28 protein-coding genes are annotated in these 22,006 nt (G+C 44.3%); 2 read left to right on the plus strand and 26 right to left on the minus strand.

All coding sequences use genetic code 11. From position 1 onward, the window contains the following. Positions 1–9 precede the first annotated feature (9 nt). The 12 genes from C9J12_RS21180 to C9J12_RS21230 all read right to left on the minus strand — a co-directional run bounded on the left by C9J12_RS21180 (position 10) and on the right by C9J12_RS21230 (position 8,487). Entirely contained in the window at positions 10–261 is a 252-nt protein-coding gene (locus C9J12_RS21180) for a DUF3262 family protein (protein ID WP_107244514.1), read from the minus strand. Continuing rightward, on the minus strand, positions 258–572 hold the full coding sequence (locus C9J12_RS21185) for an integrative conjugative element protein, RAQPRD family (protein WP_107244515.1): 315 nt from the start codon (positions 570–572) through the stop codon (positions 258–260). The genes C9J12_RS21180 and C9J12_RS21185 overlap by 4 nt, the downstream gene beginning before the upstream one ends. A 132-nt stretch (positions 573–704) precedes the next feature. Further along, a complete protein-coding gene (locus tag C9J12_RS21190; RefSeq protein ID WP_107244516.1) occupies positions 705–1,361 on the minus strand; it encodes a DUF4400 domain-containing protein in 657 nt (218 codons plus the stop codon). Positions 1,362–1,382: 21 nt separating this feature from the next. Further along, positions 1,383–3,620, minus strand: a complete 2,238-nt coding sequence (gene traD / locus C9J12_RS21195) for a type IV conjugative transfer system coupling protein TraD (RefSeq protein WP_170111837.1) — start codon at positions 3,618–3,620, stop codon at positions 1,383–1,385. Beyond that, on the minus strand, positions 3,607–4,116 hold the full coding sequence (locus tag C9J12_RS21200) for a restriction endonuclease (protein WP_107244517.1): 510 nt from the start codon (positions 4,114–4,116) through the stop codon (positions 3,607–3,609). Before C9J12_RS21200 ends, traD begins: the two co-directional genes overlap by 14 nt. Next, entirely contained in the window at positions 4,113–5,750 is a 1,638-nt protein-coding gene (locus C9J12_RS21205; RefSeq protein WP_170111838.1) for a PcfJ domain-containing protein, read from the minus strand. Before C9J12_RS21205 ends, C9J12_RS21200 begins: the two co-directional genes overlap by 4 nt. A 16-nt stretch (positions 5,751–5,766) precedes the next feature. Beyond that, positions 5,767–5,934, minus strand: coding sequence for a hypothetical protein (locus C9J12_RS30775; RefSeq protein ID WP_170111839.1), 168 nt, complete (start codon positions 5,932–5,934; stop codon positions 5,767–5,769). Continuing rightward, a complete protein-coding gene (locus tag C9J12_RS21210; protein ID WP_107244519.1) occupies positions 5,921–6,145 on the minus strand; it encodes a hypothetical protein in 225 nt (74 codons plus the stop codon). The genes C9J12_RS30775 and C9J12_RS21210 overlap by 14 nt, the downstream gene beginning before the upstream one ends. 30 nt (positions 6,146–6,175) lie before the next feature. After that, the gene (locus C9J12_RS21215; protein ID WP_107244520.1) at positions 6,176–6,574 is read right to left on the minus strand and encodes an integrating conjugative element protein; all 399 of its coding nucleotides are present in this window, start codon (positions 6,572–6,574) and stop codon (positions 6,176–6,178) included. A gap of 1 nt (position 6,575) precedes the next feature. Beyond that, positions 6,576–7,094 (minus strand): lysozyme family protein, encoded by a 519-nt coding sequence (locus C9J12_RS21220; protein ID WP_170111840.1) that lies wholly within the window; start codon positions 7,092–7,094, stop codon positions 6,576–6,578. Then, entirely contained in the window at positions 7,073–7,783 is a 711-nt protein-coding gene (locus C9J12_RS21225; protein WP_107244521.1) for a TIGR03759 family integrating conjugative element protein, read from the minus strand. The genes C9J12_RS21220 and C9J12_RS21225 overlap by 22 nt, the downstream gene beginning before the upstream one ends. After that, complete coding sequence (locus C9J12_RS21230) at positions 7,780–8,487, minus strand: hypothetical protein (protein WP_107244522.1); 708 nt, start codon at positions 8,485–8,487, stop codon at positions 7,780–7,782. Before C9J12_RS21230 ends, C9J12_RS21225 begins: the two co-directional genes overlap by 4 nt. A 280-nt stretch (positions 8,488–8,767) precedes the next feature. On the opposite strand from C9J12_RS21230, the gene C9J12_RS21235 reads away from it, so the two are divergent. Continuing rightward, positions 8,768–9,100, plus strand: coding sequence for a hypothetical protein (locus tag C9J12_RS21235; RefSeq protein ID WP_107244523.1), 333 nt, complete (start codon positions 8,768–8,770; stop codon positions 9,098–9,100). Between the two features lie 135 nt (positions 9,101–9,235). On the opposite strand, the gene C9J12_RS21240 is transcribed toward C9J12_RS21235, so the two are convergent. Beyond that, positions 9,236–10,240, minus strand: a complete 1,005-nt coding sequence (locus tag C9J12_RS21240; RefSeq protein ID WP_107244569.1) for a trypsin-like serine protease — start codon at positions 10,238–10,240, stop codon at positions 9,236–9,238. Positions 10,241–10,404: 164 nt separating this feature from the next. Here C9J12_RS21240 and C9J12_RS21245 point away from each other — a divergent pair, with 164 nt between their 5' ends. Continuing rightward, positions 10,405–10,593, plus strand: a complete 189-nt coding sequence (locus C9J12_RS21245) for a hypothetical protein (RefSeq protein ID WP_107244524.1) — start codon at positions 10,405–10,407, stop codon at positions 10,591–10,593. A 68-nt stretch (positions 10,594–10,661) separates the two neighbouring features. On the opposite strand, the gene C9J12_RS21250 is transcribed toward C9J12_RS21245, so the two are convergent. From C9J12_RS21250 to C9J12_RS21310, 13 genes are all read right to left on the minus strand, one after another. After that, a complete protein-coding gene (locus tag C9J12_RS21250; protein WP_107244525.1) occupies positions 10,662–11,108 on the minus strand; it encodes a hypothetical protein in 447 nt (148 codons plus the stop codon). 14 nt (positions 11,109–11,122) lie between these two features. Then, positions 11,123–12,079 carry a pilus assembly FimT family protein gene (locus C9J12_RS21255; protein WP_107244526.1) on the minus strand — a complete coding sequence of 319 codons (957 nt, stop codon included), beginning with the start codon at positions 12,077–12,079 and terminating at the stop codon, positions 11,123–11,125. A 40-nt stretch (positions 12,080–12,119) separates the two neighbouring features. Next, entirely contained in the window at positions 12,120–12,584 is a 465-nt protein-coding gene (locus C9J12_RS21260) for a hypothetical protein (RefSeq protein WP_146150098.1), read from the minus strand. A 62-nt stretch (positions 12,585–12,646) separates the two neighbouring features. Beyond that, on the minus strand, positions 12,647–13,159 hold the full coding sequence (locus C9J12_RS21265) for a hypothetical protein (protein ID WP_107244528.1): 513 nt from the start codon (positions 13,157–13,159) through the stop codon (positions 12,647–12,649). Between the two features lie 9 nt (positions 13,160–13,168). After that, entirely contained in the window at positions 13,169–14,182 is a 1,014-nt protein-coding gene (locus C9J12_RS21270) for a type II secretion system F family protein (protein ID WP_107244529.1), read from the minus strand. Further along, positions 14,179–15,846 (minus strand): GspE/PulE family protein, encoded by a 1,668-nt coding sequence (locus C9J12_RS21275; RefSeq protein WP_107244530.1) that lies wholly within the window; start codon positions 15,844–15,846, stop codon positions 14,179–14,181. Before C9J12_RS21275 ends, C9J12_RS21270 begins: the two co-directional genes overlap by 4 nt. A gap of 1 nt (position 15,847) precedes the next feature. After that, entirely contained in the window at positions 15,848–16,519 is a 672-nt protein-coding gene (locus tag C9J12_RS21280) for a hypothetical protein (protein WP_107244531.1), read from the minus strand. Continuing rightward, positions 16,512–17,663 (minus strand): hypothetical protein, encoded by a 1,152-nt coding sequence (locus C9J12_RS21285; protein ID WP_107244532.1) that lies wholly within the window; start codon positions 17,661–17,663, stop codon positions 16,512–16,514. Before C9J12_RS21285 ends, C9J12_RS21280 begins: the two co-directional genes overlap by 8 nt. Then, positions 17,660–19,078, minus strand: coding sequence for a hypothetical protein (locus C9J12_RS21290; RefSeq protein ID WP_146150099.1), 1,419 nt, complete (start codon positions 19,076–19,078; stop codon positions 17,660–17,662). The genes C9J12_RS21285 and C9J12_RS21290 overlap by 4 nt, the downstream gene beginning before the upstream one ends. A gap of 51 nt (positions 19,079–19,129) precedes the next feature. Continuing rightward, positions 19,130–20,380: a PFGI-1 class ICE element type IV pilus protein PilL2 gene (gene pilL2, locus C9J12_RS21295; RefSeq protein ID WP_107244534.1), complete on the minus strand. Its 1,251-nt coding sequence runs from the start codon at positions 20,378–20,380 to the stop codon at positions 19,130–19,132. A gap of 242 nt (positions 20,381–20,622) precedes the next feature. Then, positions 20,623–20,961: a hypothetical protein gene (locus tag C9J12_RS21300; RefSeq protein ID WP_107244535.1), complete on the minus strand. Its 339-nt coding sequence runs from the start codon at positions 20,959–20,961 to the stop codon at positions 20,623–20,625. Between the two features lie 80 nt (positions 20,962–21,041). Then, the gene (locus C9J12_RS21305; RefSeq protein ID WP_107244536.1) at positions 21,042–21,359 is read right to left on the minus strand and encodes a hypothetical protein; all 318 of its coding nucleotides are present in this window, start codon (positions 21,357–21,359) and stop codon (positions 21,042–21,044) included. 100 nt (positions 21,360–21,459) lie between these two features. After that, entirely contained in the window at positions 21,460–21,882 is a 423-nt protein-coding gene (locus C9J12_RS21310) for a DUF3577 domain-containing protein (RefSeq protein WP_107244537.1), read from the minus strand. Positions 21,883–22,006: the final 124 nt, after the last annotated feature.

The raw sequence follows: 22,006 nt of genomic DNA on the forward strand, positions 1-22,006 counted from the left end.
GCGGGATCCTTATGTATTCACCGTGAATACACCAGTAAACAAGATGAAATTGATGATGAGCCAAATGATCATGGCGCGGAGCATGGCAGTGTTGAGTTTGACCTTGTCGGTCTTGAGATTTTTTAACCCACGAAAGACACTCCAACCGACCCAGAGTACCCAGGCGGTAATGAGGATCATGCCGATAATGGCCACCATTTGAGCAAATTCCACCACGCTGAATCCGGCGCCTTGTTCAAACGCGTCATAGACAGGGTTCATGGGGTAGGTATTCTCATAATGTAATCACCACCCAAAGGCTGAACAGACGCGGGCTCTGGGCGTGTTGGATTGAGATAGGCATCGATGCCCGATTGAACATCGCGGATATCACTGCGCAATGAGTGATAATCAAATTGACGGGATTGGCGATAATCCGCATTGCGCTCAGCGCGTTGAACGAGATATTCCAGCTTACCGAATTGATCGTTAATCGCGGCAAGCTCACGTTTTTCATCGTCAATGGAGGCAGCTTGTGCTAGCCCACAAGACATTAGGATCAGCAGCCATAAACCAGACCGAACGGGATACATAATAAAAATTCCTCAGTAGGGGGTACTGAGAAACACACTAAACAAAAAAAACAGAAAAATACTGATTAGAACTTTTTTTCAAAAAAAGTTCTGATTGTAGAAATAATATTTTTTTATTGATATCATAAAAGGTTACAAAAATTTCTTATAGCTAGATACCGCGATACGCATCATCATGCCACTGACTATCGCCGACGGTAATAACAGCCAAACAGGGTGCAAGGGGAATAGTCCGGGGATAATTAACCACAGGCTACCGGCCCAAACGAACGTATGCGGTAAAATCCGACGACTGTAATAATTCACTGTGACGGTTTCTCGCTCAACATGCGCAATACGGCGCTGTCGAACAACCAATCCATCAAATAATCCAACAAAGAGTGCCAGTAAAAAAACAGGGTAGAAGCCCATCAAGATCACCACTCTAGCAACCAGTGCCAATGACACATAAACAGCCCCTTGCCAATACGGGGTCAAGCCCGAAAACCATCCGGTGAACTCAAAGTCAATCAGTGCTTGGCATTGCTCAAAGATACGCAGTATGTAATACGTCACCTGCTGTGCCAGTCCCGGGTAATCCCCATCCAATAAAGCCACTTGTATCAGTAAGGTGTCTTCAGCATGCTTACCTACCGTCCATCCCCACAGGGGGCCGAACCATTCAGCCATGATAAGCACGAGCCAAATAATAAATAGCCATTCAATGCCTTTAAAGGGGAGCCAGTACCAGGGCGTTTTTTTTACCTCTTTATTAGCGTCCTGATTTTTTTGCTTTGATTGAACAGGCATAAAGTTTCTCGCTTAGACACATCAAACGTGATCACTGGTCCACGAACCAGGTGCGGAGGAAGGGGGTAAGGGAAGTTGCCAGGTTGCGGACTCAGACTGTCCGCGAATGTCATCGGTCTCTTTTTCATCATTATTCTCGTCGGTAAAGAAGAGGGAAGCGGCTTTTTCCAATGTGTGATTAAAGGTATCAACGTCGGTTAACCAGGTATCGTCCTTCTGGTGAGCAAGGGTAATGTCTTCCATATTCTGAATAAGTTCAAGCACATCGTCGGGGATCATTTCATCACCTACGCTGCTTGGCTGCGGAAAACGTAACTTCCATATTTTACTGCCTTCAAGCTCAGCATACGCTTGACCAATAGGTAGGTTGAACAAGTCGTTATCATTGACCAGCAACACGTCATTATTCGTTTTAGTGTCTTTATTGGTGGATGAATACCCCGCTTCTGTGCCCGGAGAATCGGTGACACCGGTATCCGGGGTGATGCTATACACATTCACATGCGCCATACGGTCCGTCAGAATTTTTGCCGTTTTAAGCTCTTTCACCCGCATACAAATTAAGGTGTTAAAGTTTCCTTTAGTCTGTGCTGCTTTTGCGGTCGAACCCAGACGTGCTTCGATATCTGATTCGGTCTGCGTATAGGCCGAGACCACAAATTTTGCTCCACGGGCTTTGTTTAAAATAGGAATGAATTCATCGCCGATCAGTTCATTAAATTCATCAGCATGGATCATAATATTTCGCGGTTTAACCTTACCGAACCCAGGAGCATTACCAAACTTGTAAATTTCACCGGCTAGCGAGCATAAGTCTGCAAACATACTATTACCGAACGCTGCCGCCACCGTGGGATCAGACAGAGCATCTAGCCCCACATATACCACGCCGCCTTGCATGATAACCTCACGCCAATCAATGACGGGGCGATCATCCGCTGGCTGGTGATCGGGACTGATGATTTCAGATGTTTTACCCGTACCGAGCTTTTCCAGTAAGGGTAATAGTGACGCGACGATTTTATCAAAATAGGTTTTGTCATACTGAATAGCACTTCGCAGCCCTAGTAATACATCATCAGCCAGCGTGTGATCATTAAAATAGGTTTCGAGGGCCACGACTCTCGGCTTGCGTCCCTGTAGATGGCGAGGGGTATTCTTTTCATTCACGTTATTTTCTAACAGGGTAATGATTTCCAGCGCTTTAGGATCGTATTCAGGTAACTTTTTCATGCAGTAATCGACATAAAGCTCATCAATCGCCGTCACATAATGTTGGATGGACTTCATATCAGGACGTCGATTTAAGGCATCGAGGGCTCTTGCAATGATATTCACGAAACGCCAGGCAAACTGTTTGAAAGCCGCACTGTTACCGCCTCCTTCTAATTGCCCTGACACCCGTGTCGCCACTTCAGTAATGCGACCAAAGCGAGCGACCGGACTATAGCGACCACTTTGATCAGGCCAGCCTAAATGAATAATATAAAATTGATCCAGACGACCACTGCGAGCACATTCGGCATACATGCGCTTGAGCATATCAGCGTCCCCTTTTGGGTCGAACATAAAGACCACATCGCCACGCCGGATATCTTGTGTCACCAATATTTCAGCCAGGCGTGTTTTGCCGACACCGGTTGTCCCCAACACCAAAGTATGACCGGCCCGTGCTGACATCGGCAGTAAACAATCGGTTTCTTCTGCTATTCCCACCCCGTGCATTCGGGTATCACCCCCTAAAGGCGGAAGTGGGGGGGCCGGATTCATCACTCTCATCACGGTATTGAAAATAGCCAGCGGATTATCTTTAGGGTAAGGCACTTTACCGGCTAACCACCGTCCCAAAGCATTGCCTTCGTGATAGGCTTCTACTCGACGGGCAAGTTGATACAGTGCTGATGGTGTCACGTATTTTTCAGCCCAAGGCTGGCGAGAATCATATAATCGTTGTGCATGACGAGGCTGAACGAGGAAACCTTTACCCAAAAAGAGTTTATCGTTGTAAACGGGAATTTCTTTACTCGATTGTACCCAAATAGGTAACTTCAATAGCCCTCGTCGGTAAGCCAGCACATTCAGCCCTTGCCAGGTACGGATAAAGGCAGGAATGAGCAGTGACAACACCATATAAAGGCGTAGATCTGCGGGGATCAAAAAGATATCAGGCCTCAGCGTCACCAATAGCGCACACAAGATGAACATGATACTGCTGGTCAACTCTTCGGCAGGGCGTAATAAACCTTCAACGTTTTTCATCAATACCCTCTAACAATGTCAACAAACGGGCACCACTGATGATGCGTACATTTGCCGTGGTGTGTTGATAAGATTGCTTGCCGGTTTTACCCGTATGAATAAATAGACCTTTCGTGTTTTTTTGACGACACAAGGCGGCAAACTCAGCCACATGACGAGGGTTGATATAACGTCGATAGCGCTTGGCTTGAATAAGTGTCAGTTGGCCATCAATGATCACTTTGCCATCAATACCAAAATCACCGGTATAGCGTTTATTACGTTCAATACGGTGGCCTTTGTGTTCAAAAGCCGTGAGCAGTAGCTCTTCAAAGACAAAGGGATCAACTTTCCTCAAATATGCAAACTTTGCCCCGTTATGCTCGATGGATTGCATCTTCTTCAAGACTTTCTCAGCCCGTTTCACATTAAAGACATGGCGATTAAATGCAGGACGAAGGTAAAAGTTACACAGCGCCAGCCCAACAATAATGAGTAAGGCATCAAATGCAGTCATGCCGCAAGTTCCTTATTAATGGTCTTAATAATATGGTTAGAGGCGGTATGTAAGACTTTACTGGCTACATCATTACAGGCAGATCTTAACTGGTCGTAACAGCAACGTTGGGATACAGCATCCATATCAAGCCCCAATGTTGCCCGTTCAATTTCTTTTCCTTGTTGTACTAAACGCAATGAAAACACACGATAACGTTTATTTTGGCAATCGAAGCGATAACTAAAGACACAATGTTCGAGTTCATTCCCTTCTCGCTGCAACGCTTCTGCACTGCATAACTCGTTAACGATGAGGTTTGCGTTTTTTATGTTAAGGGGGAGGGTATCCATCCAGGCCGGTGACCACACACAATCCTGAATATCTTGCGTTTCTTGCTCTCGTAATCGTTGTACCCACTCATCGGCAAGGTGCATAAAAGAAGGCCAGCGTTGGTTTTTATGGATTTGAATTGGATTGTCATGTGCATGATTGCGGTCATACCAATCAAACACATGAGAGAGCTGGTTCAACGCGCGTTGCCACTGCGATTTTTGTTTTAATGCTTTTACTCGACCGACCATACTTCGATGGTAGGTCGCCCATTCACCAATAAATATTGCCCTTATTTTTGGGGTGTGTTGAATACCCATTTCAACGAGTTCACCGCGTACCCAAACAGGGGCGCCAATTAACGCATTAATGCGAAGAAAACGTTGAATAAAGATTGTCATATCATGTCGAGGGTTATCACGATGCAACGGTTGCACGCCACAGTATGTTTTAACAATTTCTTTTATCAATGATACGGGTAAGCGTTGTAATAACCTAAGATCTCCTTTTGTGACATTGACATCTTGTTCATGCAGTAACGGTAATAGTACTTTATAACAGAACAAATCATGATTTGCGTAATGGTGAGAAGGGATTAAATTCATTAAGGGCAACAGGGGTTTATTGTCCAGCCACAAGGCTGTATCGATGTGTTGTTGCTTTAATTTGTCCAGATGTTTGGCTTCGAGATCAAAAAAAGACAGTCCATCATGCTTAATCTGAAAGGCGCTCAAATACACGGATACCATGGCTTTATCAACAAATGACCATGTATGTTTCGTCAATGATTTCGCCGCATGAGTAAAATCATGCAAAGGAATGAAGCATAATCTATTCGTGATCTTCTTCGCTATCTCATGGCACTTATATTGTTTGAAATTATAGTCATGAGGTTGCTTTTTATAATACTCATATCCATCCATACCGTCAGGACCAATTGGTTCATAGTAGCGGACCTCCGTAACACCAGAAAATCCGTTAATGCCACATTTTTTGAGATCATTAAGAATGAATGTGACGGCGATGTCTGCAATGCTTGTAAACAGATGGCGGTAGTCTTTCCCATTGCAATAAAATAATGGCATCGGAAATTGTTGAGTCGTTCGAACCCATGTTAACGGATTATCGTCCTTTTCAGGGCACAGCTTGAGCCGCTGGCGAGTGACCTTGCCTGTTTTTACATGCTTCGACACCCGTAGCATGCCGCACAAAATTAAATGATGATGCGTGGCTGTTTGCTCCGTTTTAACGAATCGCCCCATGCCTATGTCGATACACAGTTTAAAAAGATCATCGAGTTTTGGGTTTTGAGCTTGTAACACTCCCTTCTCCTTATCTTCAAAGTACATCGCTTAACGACAAGCCTGCATCACGTAGATCATGCAATAACTCAATACGTCGCCGTGCATCGCTCTGGCGCCGATCATCGTCAGACACCGGTTTTTGTGTCGGTTTGGCTTTAGGAAACCGTTGTATCGAAAAATTAAAACCCTCAAATTGTGACATGATGCATAACCTCCTGAGAACCTTCTTGCTCAGCAGCGTAAACGGTCAGCTTATCAACATCTTTACAGGCAATGTCGCGTTGGTATTTCACACCATTGTCATTAACGAATGTCACGCTGCATTTCTCATCATTAATGAAACGTGGCAATAAAAAGCTAATTAAAAGTACAACAGCACTTAATGTCACCGGATCAACAACATACAGTTTCATTATTCACTCCTTAAAAACTAAAAATGGCATTCACTGCGTCACTTTTTTGTTATTAATCAATACGGGGTAATGTTTCAAATCAAAGGCTTTCGCAAAATCATTGCCTCTGACGGGATAGACGGGGAGTTGATATTGTCGAAGTCGATTTAGGCCCGCAATATCATGCACATTCACCACAATGCCCATTGCATTCAATGCTTTGAGTTTTTTGTGTCTGGCTTTAAGCCAGCGATAAGACAATGGATCGTCACCCACAATGAAAATAGGACGAGATAGGCTCGCTCTATCGATGGTCTTGGGTGTCACTTTGCCTGGCGTTAATACCGGTGTGACAACGGGTAGCATGCGTGTATAAGGATCGTTATTAGCAACCACGGGAGAGCTTGATATCGCCAGTAACACACTCAAAATAAACGTAATATGTCTCATTTCAATACCTTTTGTAGTTCGTCACGTAGTTATTCATATACCGCTCTGCAGGGGCACCGCCAGCAGGGCGATGGAACCATCCTGCTGCCTTTACCCAGGAACCACGAAGTCGCTTACCCTGTTTAAGTAAACGCGCCGCATGAGTCAGGTTAGCCAGCGGCTCAAATACATCACATGGCTTATCAAAATGATCACCTTGATAGCGCCAGTTAAGTTGGGTCAATCCAATATCAACTAAGGCGGTTTGTGTTAAGAATGACGTTAATGATTGGCAAGCCTCCTGCCGAGTTTGGTAGTAATAAGATTGCCCTTTTACATTCAATGTCCATGGCCATGGACGAACAACCCCATTCGTTAACATCACTTTGCTTTCAGTAATGGCTAGAATGTAAAGCTCCTTTGCAGGTAAGTCCTCTGTGACTGCGACAGTGACATACAGAGAAGGAATAAAAGCACTGACAGGGCTAGAAAACAGGGTCAATAGCCATACAAAAACCACTATGGCGTGACGAATGTCCATTGCCCTTCCTTATTTTTCGCCATTGATACAGGTATCGACCGACCTTTCGCTAACAGCACCCAATCGCCTTTGTCATGGTTCAAGGTAATATCACCGTCATCCACATCCGCTTTACGAATACCGGCTTTCATTGCCCATTGACGTAATGCCTTATCATCACCACGACTGCCAACCATATAAATATCCACCGTTGCTCCTTTGCTCCGCCAATCCCTGATAGTTTGATCACATGACGTACAGGTCTTTGAAACAAACAGCATGACCCGCTGTGGGAAGGAAGGTTTAATGATGGGCAAGTTAGGGTAAAGGCGCTTCCAAGCAACCCGACGCGCTTGCGTGAACGTGAGCAGCCCATCTGCGACTTTTTTTTCATAATGGACGAGCATTTCTGCATATTTCTGACGTTCCTGTGAGGTTCTTGCAGAGCGCCCAAGGACTGATAACGGGTTGCTGTTTTTCATTTCCCAACCGGCAGGACTGGCTTTGATGAATTCAAAACGATCCCACTCCTGAACAGTCAGGCCCCAAGCTTGTGCTTGCGCTTCTTTTGATACTTGAATGACCGACTCTTTACTACGGCCGGAATCGATAAGCCCTGTTTCTGTGATGTCCGTTGACGTTGAAGGAACACTCGCGAATGCCATTGTTGATGTTAGAAAGAATAAACACGCAACCCCTTGTTTTTTCATGGTGTCACCTTAATTGATACGTGTTGATTGCCTTTTTGAACCACAATATTAGCGCGAGTGACATCAAGGATTGTCCACCCTGAAAACTGCTCACCGCGACGTTTTAACGCCACCTGAGCGAGACTGGTTGCATGATGAGGCGCCACGGCGGCCAATAAGGTTGAGCCGCGTTTTTGTACATCAAAAAGTTGAAAAGGAGAGGGAATAGGCCGTTGAGCCTTCGATTGTGTATCTGTCGATAGAGCAGGTGCCTTATGAGGAGATACTGTCGTTTTGGTCGTGACGGGCTTTGACTCGCGATAGGCTCGCTGAATTAAACGTTTAAGCGCTTTCTCTTGGCCCTCAAACAAGGATTGAACCGTATTCAAGCGTTCATTATGGGTATCACTGAATGATTGAAGTGTAGAGAGTTGTTTTTTATGTCGTGATTGCACTGACTGAATCGTCAGAATATCGGATTGGTGTCGATGAACAGTACTGCCTTGCTCATTTAATTGTGCACGTAAGCTATCCATCGTAGCATTCAATGCTATTAAGCGTTCATTATTCCCTTCGATAGATTGAGTCAATACAGTCAATTGGCTTTGATTGACAGGATTTTCCCAATGAAAGACGGCTACGCACACAGCCAGAGCAACGCCCGCTATCCAGCAGGTCAGTATTACGCCTTTTAGTGTCTGTTTAATCGTTTTTTTAATGTCCACATCTACCCCCAATATCGTTGGGAGAAACCCTAAACAAAAAAAACAGAAAAATACTGATTAAAACTTTTTTTCGAAAAAAGTTCTAATCAGTATTTTCAAATTAAAACCTGATATAGTTAAGGGTTAACTTTAGATTTAATTCATTCATATCTTTAGTGGCCACAAACCGTTCGTGGATAACGACGTTGCGCCATTTTGAAAACAAATGATAACTTGTTGTCGAGATAGTTATATCATTTGATCTTCACAATTTTCACTAAAACAGGATAGATACCGACTAATGAAATACGAATTAAAAGATCAAATTCATGAGCTTGAATATAATGCGATATGCGCAAGAGGTGATGCTGAAGCGGTTGAAATGGTATTGTGTGAACTGCTTTCCATTCTTAAAGAAAATAGCCCACAACAATTTGAAACATTGAAAAAGAACTGCAATGAAATTAAAGAATCAAAGGTCGAGGCATTAGGCGAAATTGGAGAATACGATCTTGAAGTTTATGCCTCTTCATTTGCTGAAAAATGTGACAATATATTTTATGACGAAAGTGAGCATTTTTCAGAAGAAGAGCTACTAATGATGAGTGACCCATCCTTGATTGGTAGCCAATAAATAGCGGTAATGGTTAATAGCCAAGCAATGAAGCTCATTGTTATGTTGTCCTTTTGTTTTATGGCAGGCATCAAAAAAGCCTGTTGAATGCAGATTCAATCAGGCTTTTGTAGGTTGTCTCTAATGTGGAGGTTATTAAGCTTTACGGCGCCAGGCTAAACCAAGCAGTCCCATTAAACTAAGAAAGCCGAATGAGCCGCCACCACTTCCACCATTGTCAGGTTTTGGATCGGGCTTCGTAGGTTCAGGTGCACGATTAACGGTGATTGATTCTGTCGGTGTTAGATATAACTTCCCTTCACCACCATTGCTATTGATAACATATGTACATATACCGAATTCAGGAATTGATGCGTCATCACATGTACTGGCAATAAGATCAAGACTAACATCACCATCTGAATATGATGTATCAATAACATCTCCTCGATGTAAAGATTGCACCGAAATGGTTGCCGTACCATTTATCGTTTTAACCGATGTTGGGTAGTGCCAAGCGTTGATAGTATCAAGGATGAAATCTTTTGAATGCGTGATGCGAGATCCTGTTGCTCCACGTCCGAATCCATTGTCATCAACTCCAGTGGAACCACTATGAATAGCAACAATTGTCTCATTACTATTCATATACGGCATACCACTATCTCCCCCTGCATTTGTTCCCTGCCCTATATTTTCCATATTAATGACTTGAGGAATTGATGGATCTATCGCTTGAGCTTTTTGGGACCCAGAATTAAGTAGACCAGTACTGTATCCATAAATGGTTATTAAATCATTTGCAGTAATCGTATCGAGTGAAAGAAATGAAATTTTATTGATACTTGGAGGGGATTGTAATTTCCATAATGCGATATCGAACCCATTAATTATATTATCAGGATTAATTTTAATCCTTTTAGATATTATTTGTTGGTTATCCCATGTGGTTATTGAACCTTGCACTGATTCAGTACTTGAGCAATGCGCTGCAGTTATTACCCAACTACCTCCTACAATCGTACTTGTACATGATCCTCTATCCGCTACCGCACGAACAAGCTGAGGGTAAGATTCTTCGTATTCTGATAACCCATTTTCAACCGCTGATGCATTGGCGGTTAATAAACACATAGCTATCAAACCAATAATCCTTTTCATTCATTAACTCCTTATTTTTGTGGATTATATCGTTTTTTAACAAATAATTTTAATATGACATATCAAAATTAGACATCAATTACATACCGCCAATTATTGTACGTACAACAATACAATGTGTAATAATCATTGTCAACGATTATTGTACGTACTATTATTAAGCAATGAAAAATGAAAAACGCCTTGTAGGCAGACCTAAATTAGATATTCCAGCAGATAAGCGAGTGGAAATCCGAGTTCAATCAAAACAACATGAAAAATGGGCTAATGCTGCTTTAAAGAATGGGTATACGAAAGGAGGAAAGCCCAATATCTCTGCATGGTTGAAAGCCTTAGCTGATGAATATTCATAATTTATAAAAAAAAGCTTTACGCAACTTTTACTAAAAATAAGCAGCATAAAGCCTTTTATAAAAATAACTTATTTAGTATTCCAGCAAGTTGCCGAACCCCAGTTATCAGACCCGCCTGAATCATGCTTAGCTTTTAGATACCAATAACCACCACTTTGATAAACATTTACCTCAATACCTTTCAACCCCCGACGATAATATCCCCCTGCTTTTCCAACAGTACAAATATAACCATTTGTAGGTTTTAACCTTGTAGTACCATTTCGAGCACTATACGTTGAGGTTGTTACTTTTAATATTGGAGAGCTTTCAGTAACAACTCTAACATTGTTATTCCACATTTGAATAATTTCTGCATTGGTAGTGTTAGGCTGGCTATCTCTGTATGCTTTGTCATCTTTTAAAGCGCATTTCAGTGTCATTTTCTGTCCCTGAGGGCAGTGTGATACTGCCGCTATAGACTGGCTAGACATCAAAAATAAGCTAAGGGGAATAACGATTACTCTTAATTTCATATAACATTCCTTTTCTATCGACAAAATGTGAAATAATTTACTACTCCGCTATGAATGGTGTATTTTCGCTTATCACTTTTTTTTGTAGCTACGTAATCAAGACCAATTTGCCAACGCGTTGTATCTTGATTAAGTACATAGGTTTTAGCTGGACCAAAATCATTAAAGTCATTAGAAATCGTATTTGGAATGTTACCGGCAAAAGAAAATGACTGAGTAGGGCGGAGGCTTAGTGGGCAACTTGGCATATTCACCCATTCACCATGTTTAGCTACTCCTTGGCTACGAATAAGGCCCGCGGCAACACTGGTTTGAGAACCATCAGCATTGACCATCGTGATATCTTTTACATTAACGAAACCGTTTTTACCTCCAACATCCCAATCGCCCGTTAATTCTGTCGACCCATCTCTTTGTAAAAATTCTTTATAGACCGTCGCCATTTGCGTACGACCTACCCGCAATTCAGCGTCACCATTAAGCAGTAATTTTACGTTGGGTATTTTTTGAATCGGTGACAACCATAAGCGGTATGACTTTGTGTCCACACCCAGCTCAGAGAGCGGGATGGTAATCACGAAAAAACTGGTGTCGGCACTAGGGACTGTTTTGTGATACTCCAACTTATTCGTTGACCACGGCGCATAATCAGGACGAGAACACAGCCCTGAGCTTTGTTCACTATCAGTACATTCCAACCAAAAACTGCCTCGATAATCCGTCATTAACCCCTCCCATGAGGCAGGCCAACTCGACATTAGCCACGGATCGTCACCTTCCTTTGTGACTTTATAGTATTGATAGTTCTGTAACTGCTCAGCGACTTGCACCAAATGATCAGCGTATCGCTCTGCCTGTTTTTGGCGAATTGAATCCGTATATATCCCAACGCCATACGCGACTAAACCTGCTAGAACAGCCAGTGTTAATAGCAAACCGTATAACATGAAACCTTTTTGGGGTTCTCTCATAATATGTCTCCAATAATATCTTTTTCAACCAACACGTTACTTACTCCATGCACCCTGTTTGAGGGTTGTAATAAAGGTGTTCCCACGTCTTTTGAATTACCCTGACAGGGCGCTTTATCGTCAGTTGTTTTCCGGTCACATCTAATTCAAAGACCTCGCCATCGCCTTTCATATCAGCCAATAACGAAGAGGCTTGCGTGGCATTAGGCAGGGTGAGCGTCACTGCGAGATAGCGCATTACCTTCGGCGCACCTGTCGATGTGGCATACTCAATATCAATTGGCCACTGACTCTTTTCCACCTTCTCTTTAATGACATACCCTTTATTTATTAAGGCCGATAACGTCTTATCATTCGGGGCAACACGGCATTGAGAACGAGTCCAATGGTCTGTCATGGCATATTCCATCCCCTTGAGCACTTCCTGTATCACCGACTCAGCCGCCATGTTTCGGGTGCTGGTTCGGTAATAGTCCAGAAAAGACGGCAGCAACGTGGCAAACATGACGCTTGCCACCCCAAATGCCAGCAAGAACTCCCAAAGAGACGCCCCCTGCTGACGATTCATTACATCGTGACCGTAATCGTGGAGCCTGCAGCGGTAATCGTTGAGCACCCCGTCGCCGCTTGGCAACGATCGACACTACTTCCTGCTAACTTATCGCTGACAGAATCAATAAAATTAGGATCGATACCGGTGTAACCCACATCCACCTGTGACACATTACTGCCCACAGTAATGGTGTAATCTCCGCCGTACGGATTCATATTCTTACCATCGCGGCCTGGGCCGCAAATGTTCTCACTTAAATCATTGCGGGTAACCTTGCACAGCTCCGGCATTGATACCCCTGTAAAATTTCGCTGACCCGCCCACGTTCCAGCAGCAACACGAATTTCTCCGCCAGCCTGAGTTATCGCGACTTGTTTTCGCCAGTTATTCGCACGTTGGAAAATCCCCAACAACACAACTAAGGTTATTGCCGCCAAACTTATCCATAACAAATAATCATAGATACTGGCCCCGCGCTGACGGAAGCCGTTGGCAGAAGGTGGTCGTTTCATACTTTGTTTTTTCATTATTAACTCCTAGCGAAGATTATTTATCATTTCAAATAGCTGAATCATTGATGTTCCGATCAAAACTACGAGCAGTAACACAGCGACGATCAACATTATTTTGGGTAAAAAAGCAGACATAATATCGAGTTGCTTTTGGACGGTTTTTTCATGGTTATTGGCACTCTTTAGTAATAGCTTGGCGTAATCACCGGTATCACCCAGCACTTCCAAGTTGGCACGCTCAAACGTAAGCAGCAGTCCAGTATCCAAAATTTTTCCGAGGTTTTTTTCTCCTTCCTCCTCAATCCGAATACGCATAGTCTTAATATGCGCATTCAGATACAGCGACGAACTGGCCTGACTGATTGCAGCAAGAGCATCATCCAGCTTCATTCCGCACTGAGACAAGTTGCCCAGAGAGCTCAGAAATGCCGCCACCGTCGCCAATCGGTATGACTGATAAAGGGGCCAATGACGGGTGATATGGCGACTCGGTCCATACCACCGGGTAAAACTGACTGATACCCCCAAGAGCACACCAAAAATAGTCAACACAATCCAAGGTCCCCACACCACCACCCAATCATGGAAATCTTGCCCTACTCCTACAACACTCTGTTGGGACAGCCCAGAAACCGCCTTTAGAATTTCACCTGAAACAAATACCCCTAAAAGACTGATAAGCAGTGTGACGATAAAAGGTATAACCATTATTCCCGCCAGTCGTTTAATGACATTTTGCCCCCCTTCAAGTTGACGAAGCGCCCCTTCCAGACCCGTTTTACGGTGACCGGCTTTTTCTGCAATTTCGATGCTATTTACCACTAACTCCGGTAACCAGCCTTTCAGTGCTGATGTCACAGAGCCCCCATTAAGAGCCAGAAGGCCAGCCTCACCAATCTCTTTGCTTTGACTGTCTCCATGCTCAACCAACTGAGTACAAAACTGCTGGGTGCTCATGCCATATTCATCACACGTCAACCATTGTTCAATTAGGGCAACTTGCTGTTTTTTACTAAACAGTTTCTGGTTAATATTCATGACAATGCATCCGCCATCCGACGGTAAATAGCATCAGCATGACGGGGCATTAACCCATCGATCTGTTCTGACACAGAAAGAATGTCAACCTGCCCCCGTCGAATACGATGAAGCGTATGCTGACGAATATCTGGCCAACCGTTTTGATTCAGATAATTTTTCCAACCCAAGTAATCCTGACGACGAATAAATTCACGGTCGCCATCTTCCAGAACGATCATTTCCATGACCAACACACGCCCTTTCTCTCCCTTATCCTGGCAATGAACACACCCCTTCGGATGCTTAACACGCACGGTGTCCAGATGATCTGGCACAAGTGTTCTCAACTTATTTTGTTTGTCTTCAAAGACATCCGCCAGACCAGCCTCATCGTAAATATCTTTTGCCTGGTCGAGCGATAACGCACATTCACACAAGCGGCGTACCAATTTTTGATGTGTAAAGAGCAACATCAACCCTGGCGCCGACACGACCGCTGCTGGAATATTCAGCTGCTCAATCATGGTCGATGGAACCCCCAACGCACTGTTGGTATGCAGTGTTGTTATTGCTAGCCCACCAGTCTCGGCCTTTCGGCAAAATTCTTTGGCGGCCGCATAATCACGAATTTCACCAAATGGGGCGACATCGATATCGTGACGTAACTGTTCTTTGGCATAAAACGCATAATCGCGGTATTTCCCACTGCCTGACTTAGTTTCCTTAGCGGGCTCCACTGACGTTTTACATACCCCTTCTTGCTCAAATTCAACCGGATCTTCCAATGCGTGTACGCTACGTGCCACGCGATCAACATTTTCAAGCAACGCATAAATCATGCTGCTCTTACCGCTCCCCATCGGGCCGGTAATAAAAATCCCCCCGCCTCGCCGACTCACCGCATAAACCAACTGCTCGATGTACGGCGCGGGTAAATCCATCGCCGCCAACGTCAAGGGGGCACCAAGTGGTGTCAGGCAGCGCAAAGTGAGCTTAATCCCCCTATCAAGCGGCATTAATGCCACCCGCCACTCAATTATTTTTGAGAGAATAGTCGAGGCAGAAGGGACCTTCTGGTCGTCAGGTTCACCATCCGTTTCCGACGTTGATAATTCTGACGTCATCAGCTCAATCGCAAACGAATCATCATTCGGATCACGTTCAGAAAAATCACTTCGGCCGCGTTTATTAAAAATGTACGCGGCCAAACGTATCCCCACATCACGTTGTTGGCGCAGCGCACTTTCACCACTGGCAAACGTCAGCAATATTTCCCGCACACCATCAACACGCAGAAGAAACCGGGTTTCACTGCGATGAATTTCAATATGAATATCGGAGGCACGCGCATTCACACCGGCTTGACACAAGGATGTCAGGAACTGCTCCATCTTCGATTTTTCTGTCTCGTTATCGGTTAGGGATAACGCCTGAGCCATGATTTCCATCATGGTTTCAACGCGATCTTCAGCAACACGGCTCAGTATCGGTACCTCTCCCCAAAAACGCGCATTACACAAGGATTGATTCGTCTGGACATAATCACGAATGGCATCCAACTTAGGGGCATCCACTGAGCATGTCAGAATTTCCCCCTTGCTCGTCACAAACGTACGACCATCGTCCAGACATAGACGCACTAAGGCCTTATCACTTAAAAGAACATCATCTGAGACTTGCATATCAACCCTCCTGTTGAGCGATAACGGCTTTATTCATTGAGTGAAAACGACGAGGAAAAAACTGACGTTGATCCCCTTCTCGAACGAACACACCTTGAGAAGACACGCTTTCAATCACTAACGATGCCAATCTCATCTTCGGGTGCACTTTAATGGGGTCATTGTTTCCCAGAGATATCCAGGCCGTGGTTTTACCATCAATGCTGATCAACGAACGAAGCTGAACCTGTGACAATAACCCCTGTATTTCTTCTTTTTTTTCACTACGGTGAGGTTGTATTGTTGTTGTCACAGCTTGAATTTGAGGCAGACTCCGCCCTAAACCTAATGCTTGACTAACATCCTCCGTCCCTGAAATGGTTTGATTGGACTGGCGAGTTTTTGCATCTTGACTCGCCACCTCGGCCTTTAAAGTTGCAACCGATAAATCCCGCGTTTTACTGACAATAATTTCCGCATCAGCATCCAAGGACACAAACACAGGGGCTACCTTTCGTGGCATAAGAGGGGCGACAACCTGACGATGTTCTACGAATGCATTAACATAATTCTCCGCTTTATCCATTGCTGGAGGGGGCGATGACGGCCATAGTGTCACCCCGACTCCTACAATTGCCGCCAGTACCACTACAAGGGTTATCCCCTTTTTTTTATTACTGATCGCTTCACTCATCAGGCTCTCCTTGAATGGTTAGGGTTATTTGTGTTACATACTTGCCCGTTGAAATCGGTTTCATGGTGAGACTGACCACATTCACAGGCAGCACTCGAAAAACCGGTAATAACAACGTTAATCGAGACAACATTGCGTCTTGATTCATGGTCCAGGCGTGAGAGACTGTCGGTCCCTGATTTTTTATCTGAACTTCGGCAATATCCCACCCCATCGCTATCACGGTATCGAACACATTGTTAAAGACGCTATTCATGTCTGGCATCACCTTGTCTTTCCATGCCGTCATTGAGGCGGGAATAGGCACAGCCATCTGCCCCCCGTTTGCATCAAACGTCAGATAAGGCGCGATTGCAGGGTGTTGTTCTTGCCAGGCTCGCATCAGAGCCAAAGGTGCATTGGATTTACGCTGGATAATCATGCTCAGAGTGTTCTCTGAAAACGTAATATCAGAGTGATCCCAACCAACAGGCAAAAGAGTCGCATAGGCGCCAAGCGCTATGGCATTTTCGATCACCGACTCCGCCGTTATCGCGGTGTCCATATTGCTTCGATAGAGTGAGTAAGGATCGACAGGAACCTGTGACTCACGCGCCAAGTCGGTACTTGGCTGATTAAAAAACACACCGCAGATCAAAGCCAACAACAGCACACCAGTCATCACCATGGGCACCTTTCGGCTTTTCTCCACCGTCAGGGTGTATTTTTCAATCACGGCATCAGACAAGGATGTTTCAATAACAGACAGGTTTTCATTGCAGAGGGACGTCATATCAACATCACCGATGAGATACACACACTTAGCTCTGGCAAAATCGATATCAAAACGCTGATACAGCATGTCATCATCACCCAATGCGCACGCCATCGTCTGCCTGACAACCCCGTTTACAACAGCCATCGCAAACAGCCCATTAGGCACTGCCGCCAACAAACACCAATCCAATTCTTTAGAAGATATCGATGCCAAGCACGCTTCTGCATAGGCTATCGCAGGCACATTACTGCTATAACGGTGAAGGTATCCGTTATGCACCGTGACATGTGCAAACTTGCCAGGATTCTTTTCAGCCAGTTTCGACAATAAGATGCGCTTACGCCCCGTCAGCTTGACGACTTCTAACCGTGGTGCAAAGAGAGTCATCCTGCTCTCCTTGGTGTCAAAATAATCAACGTTTCAATGATTCTGCTCTGCTCGGTATCACCCCCTAGCGCCTCAATGCTATAGCTCGCCGTCTTGTTTTTTCGCGTCACACGCTGGCTAGTACTGCCAATGATGATACTTTGGCCATATCGCAATTTTCCGGTGAAATTAATCTCCGCTTCCTGCGTTGTCAGAAAACCCAATTCGGTATCAGCGATCACTTTGTTCTCGGTTTTCACTATTTGGGCGTATTTACCGGTGGCACGGAGCCAGACATAATCACGCTGAACAGTGGGCGTCACCATGATATTAACGCCTTCTTGCTTCTCATCCCGCTTCACGTCGGCGGTAACCACCCCTTCACTGGAATCACTGCTTATCGTATCGACAAACGGTACATTTTGTATCTGAGATATCCCCACCGGCTGTGTGTTAAGGGCAAGCTGAGTCACTGGCACACTCGCAGACACGGTCCCCTGAGTATCGAGCCAACGAACAAGAGCCTGGGTTCCACTCCATTTTCCACTGCCAGTAAAGGCCAGACCATACCCAGACTCTGGGGATAATAAGTTCGTGCCTGGGATATAAAATTTCAGCCCTAAATCGCCACCAAGATCTTTTGCAATATTCCAGTCAATCCCGCGCTCTTTACCCGCATCGGATATATATGACAGAATTTGCACCTCAATCCTGACTTGTTTCTGGAGGGTCTTTTCAAAGTACGTCATGTATTGATCAACCATGACCATCCGCGTCGGCGTGGTCACCACTGAAAGGGTGGCCATGGACGGAATAGACTTCACAGAGCCTTCTAAATCATCGGATTTTTCACCGTCTTTACGCAGTAAATCAGTGACACCATCAGCCAATTCTTGGAATACATCGACCTTTGAATATTCAACGTTCAAATACTGCCCCTCAATGCGAGGATTGCTATCAGTACCGGACTGCTTCCCTTGTGAACCTTGCTGTCCGGAATACACACCTGGGGGTAACAAGACTGGGAATGTTTTCTGGATATATTTCACTACTTCCAGTGAGTCGGCTTTGGCCACAAAACCATAACCGGTAAGGCGAGTGAGCTGATTCAATACTTCTTTGCGCGTCCCTTTGGCACTGAATGATATTTCTTTTGAAGGTTCAACCCCCGTCCCATACCACATCTCCACCCCAGGCACATTCGTCATGAACTCATTCATAACTTGAGATAACGGCCTTTTATCCACAGAGAGCGACGTCGATTGCTTCATCCAATCTAACGTGTCAGAAACAATCGGTGTTGTATCAATAGGGGGGCGAAAAACACGCTCTACTTTCTCAAAATCAGGGCGAGCACTATGCTGTTTAATATCGGCATACACCCCATCTGCCATTTTTGTCACATCAGTCTCATTGCCTGATATACACCCAGACAACAAGAGCAGCCCTAGACTCAACGCACCCCATCGGAGCCACAATCCTTTCATTTACTTATCCTCTACGATAAAAATACTTTGAGTGCCATCAAGCCGTTTAGCTTTCACTGGATACCCCTCAAGCACCTGATCTAATGCCATACTGATGTTCCCTGCCGGTGTTACCAGTGGATACGAAGCAGTAAAAGGCAAATCGTAATCCAGCCCCCAACTACGCTGGGCTCCTTTACCTTCATTCCAATTCCATCCATAATCCTGCACCAATTTTTTCAATGCATTTTTCAAATTTTTTCCCGATACCCGCACCAACGTGACGCTGCGGTTTTTCCAAGGATGAACCGCCGCTATTTTTTTATATTTATCAAGATGGACCGCCACGTTTGCGGACTGTAGTGCAGGCGTTGCCTTCACCAACGCCTCAATGGCTGATTTCACGTCCCCACGATGATGGAAATTATCTATTGCGGTTAAAGACAAAGCCTCTTGCAATTTTTCATCATCCACCCAGGCCACCTCTTTTACACCGGTACTGCGTAACCAACGCGACAAGGCAGACTGATAGGATTCCTGCTTATAAACGGCAAACGAACTTAATGGCACGGTTTTAGGTTTGGTTAGCTTTTGTGACTTAATAGCAGCCTTTGTAGTAGCAGAACTTACCCCTGCCGCTTTTGCAGATAATGAAGTGATACTTGTTGGTTTGGTTGCACCTTTAACCGATATATCATTGTTTTTTGAGGAGGCACCAGATCTGGATAATGAAGCGGTTCGCGTTGCTCTTGAGTGGGACGACACGCTCAGGTTATTGATCGTTGTCGGAGGGTTCCACACATAACCCGACTTTAGGGAAAACCCCACCTCTCGCTTGACGATATCTTCTTCGAGTTGCCAAGCACTCCCTGCCATCACCTGCAGCCCTTGACGGACAGCCACATAGCCCATGTCCGTCTGTACAAGCGGCAAGGTTTGTTTATACAACTGAGATTCTGCATAGGTTTGCGGTTGACGTAGTTGAATACCGGTTCTGGCCAGCATGAATACCATGCCATCGCCCACAGTCATATTCGCCAATACTGGAATATTGACGTCAATTTCATCTGACAATACATCTCTGACTTGCTGTGCTGGCACAGCGGAATGGATCACATAACGGGATGTCTTAACCCCTTTGTCGTTTTCAACAATATCGGGGGTAATGCGAACATTTAACGGTTTGGGTGGCGCGATAGGTAATGGAGGCGGTGGCGTACTGGCACAGCCTGTTAATATCACCCCCAGAATAACGGGCAGTGGTTTTCTCATGAGTGTCTCCTGACAAAATGAAGTCAGGGAGAACACTAAACAAAAAAAAACAAATAATACTGATTAAAACTTTTTTTGAAAAAAAGTTTTAATCAGTATTTTTAACTTTTAATTTGATATCATTAAGGGTTTTCTTAAAATCAAAAAACACTATCAAATAAAAAAGCCCAGACGGTAAAAACAGTCTGGGCTAAGTAATTTATAGGACGTACAAAAAAATAAGCAAAGAAGAATAAATTGGCTTAACCAGTCACGGGTAGCGGTGGTAATCGAGAGACGATAAAGGCCGTCGCCCCGACTGCTGCGACTAAGACGGTAAACCCTACCCCTAACATCCAATTTTTAAGGGAATCAATTTTGCCATCAACAAGCTTAATATCAGCGCTTAATTTGACTTCAACACGCTCAATTTTTTCTTCAACAAGTTTAATATCGCTACTTAATTTAGCTTCAACACGCTCAATTTTTGAATCAAGCTCACGACGCACATTATCAAGTTGCTCTTGAGTGGCTGCATGGCCGACGATATTCACTAACTGCTCAGCAGTAAGTGTGATTTGGTTGGTTGGGTTATCGGTCATAGTAAGATCCTCATTCATTACGTTCATTCTATTGGGTTTAGGTTTACCCTGCAATCATGCAGGGTAAAAATAGTTATCGGCTATTCACAATCAAGCTCAAGCACACCGATTGCATAATCGCATTGACCCGCTTTAAACGCAGCGTTTAAGTAACTTGGTAAACATGACACCCGTTTTTTAATATCAAAAACAACATCATATAACGTCATACTCTCACATTGATGATAAGCAATATCATCAAGCACCTCGTCAAAATCATGGCCCATAGCATGCACATTATTCCAATTTTTTTGCACCGTACCATCGTCACATGTGGTTAAAAAAGACTGGGCTTTTACTGCCATAAGTGAAAGTTCAATATTAGCAAAAGCGATTAATATTTCAGTGGTTGTTTTCATTATCCGTTTCTCACCATTCTCACGAGAGAAACGCCCCTCAAGGACGGATCCCCAAGGGTATAAAAAACCCCAACATCGTTGATGTTAGGGCAGGGTTAAATTACGCAGCATTCTGAATAGGTTCAGGTTGCTGTGAAGAGGTTTTTTGATACACAACCTGATCATTAATTTTCAGATAACGTATTTGCAGTAATCGGGCTTTTAACGACACGCCTGTTTGACCACTTTTGACCCCTTGTTTGTAAACAAATGTCTCTGTATACAGATCGCCGAGCTTAAAGCTGGCCGTGATTACATCATTTTCACCCACAGATGAAAGGTGCGTATCAAACAGCGCTTTCGCTTCAGCCCCTACAACAGAGCAATCGAAGTAAGTCTTTTGACCATCATCGCCACGCATTGCTGCAATGGATGTTGACCAATAAGGCTTCCCTTTTTTCGGCTCTACTTTACGGATACGATTAAAAAAACCAAAACCTGTAATATGCAGATCGAAATGGGTCGTTTGAGTGTTCTGAGTCATGATATTTCTCCAAAAAAAATCCGAGAAAAATCACTACTCCACGTATGGGAATAAGATTTCCCAGACGGGTGAACAGTTAAGAGCTTACTCAATAAAAGTAAGAGAGGTATAAGCATCCATAAGG

The organism is Photobacterium frigidiphilum, from assembly GCF_003025615.1.
Taxonomy (GTDB): Bacteria; Pseudomonadota; Gammaproteobacteria; order Enterobacterales; family Vibrionaceae; genus Photobacterium; species Photobacterium frigidiphilum.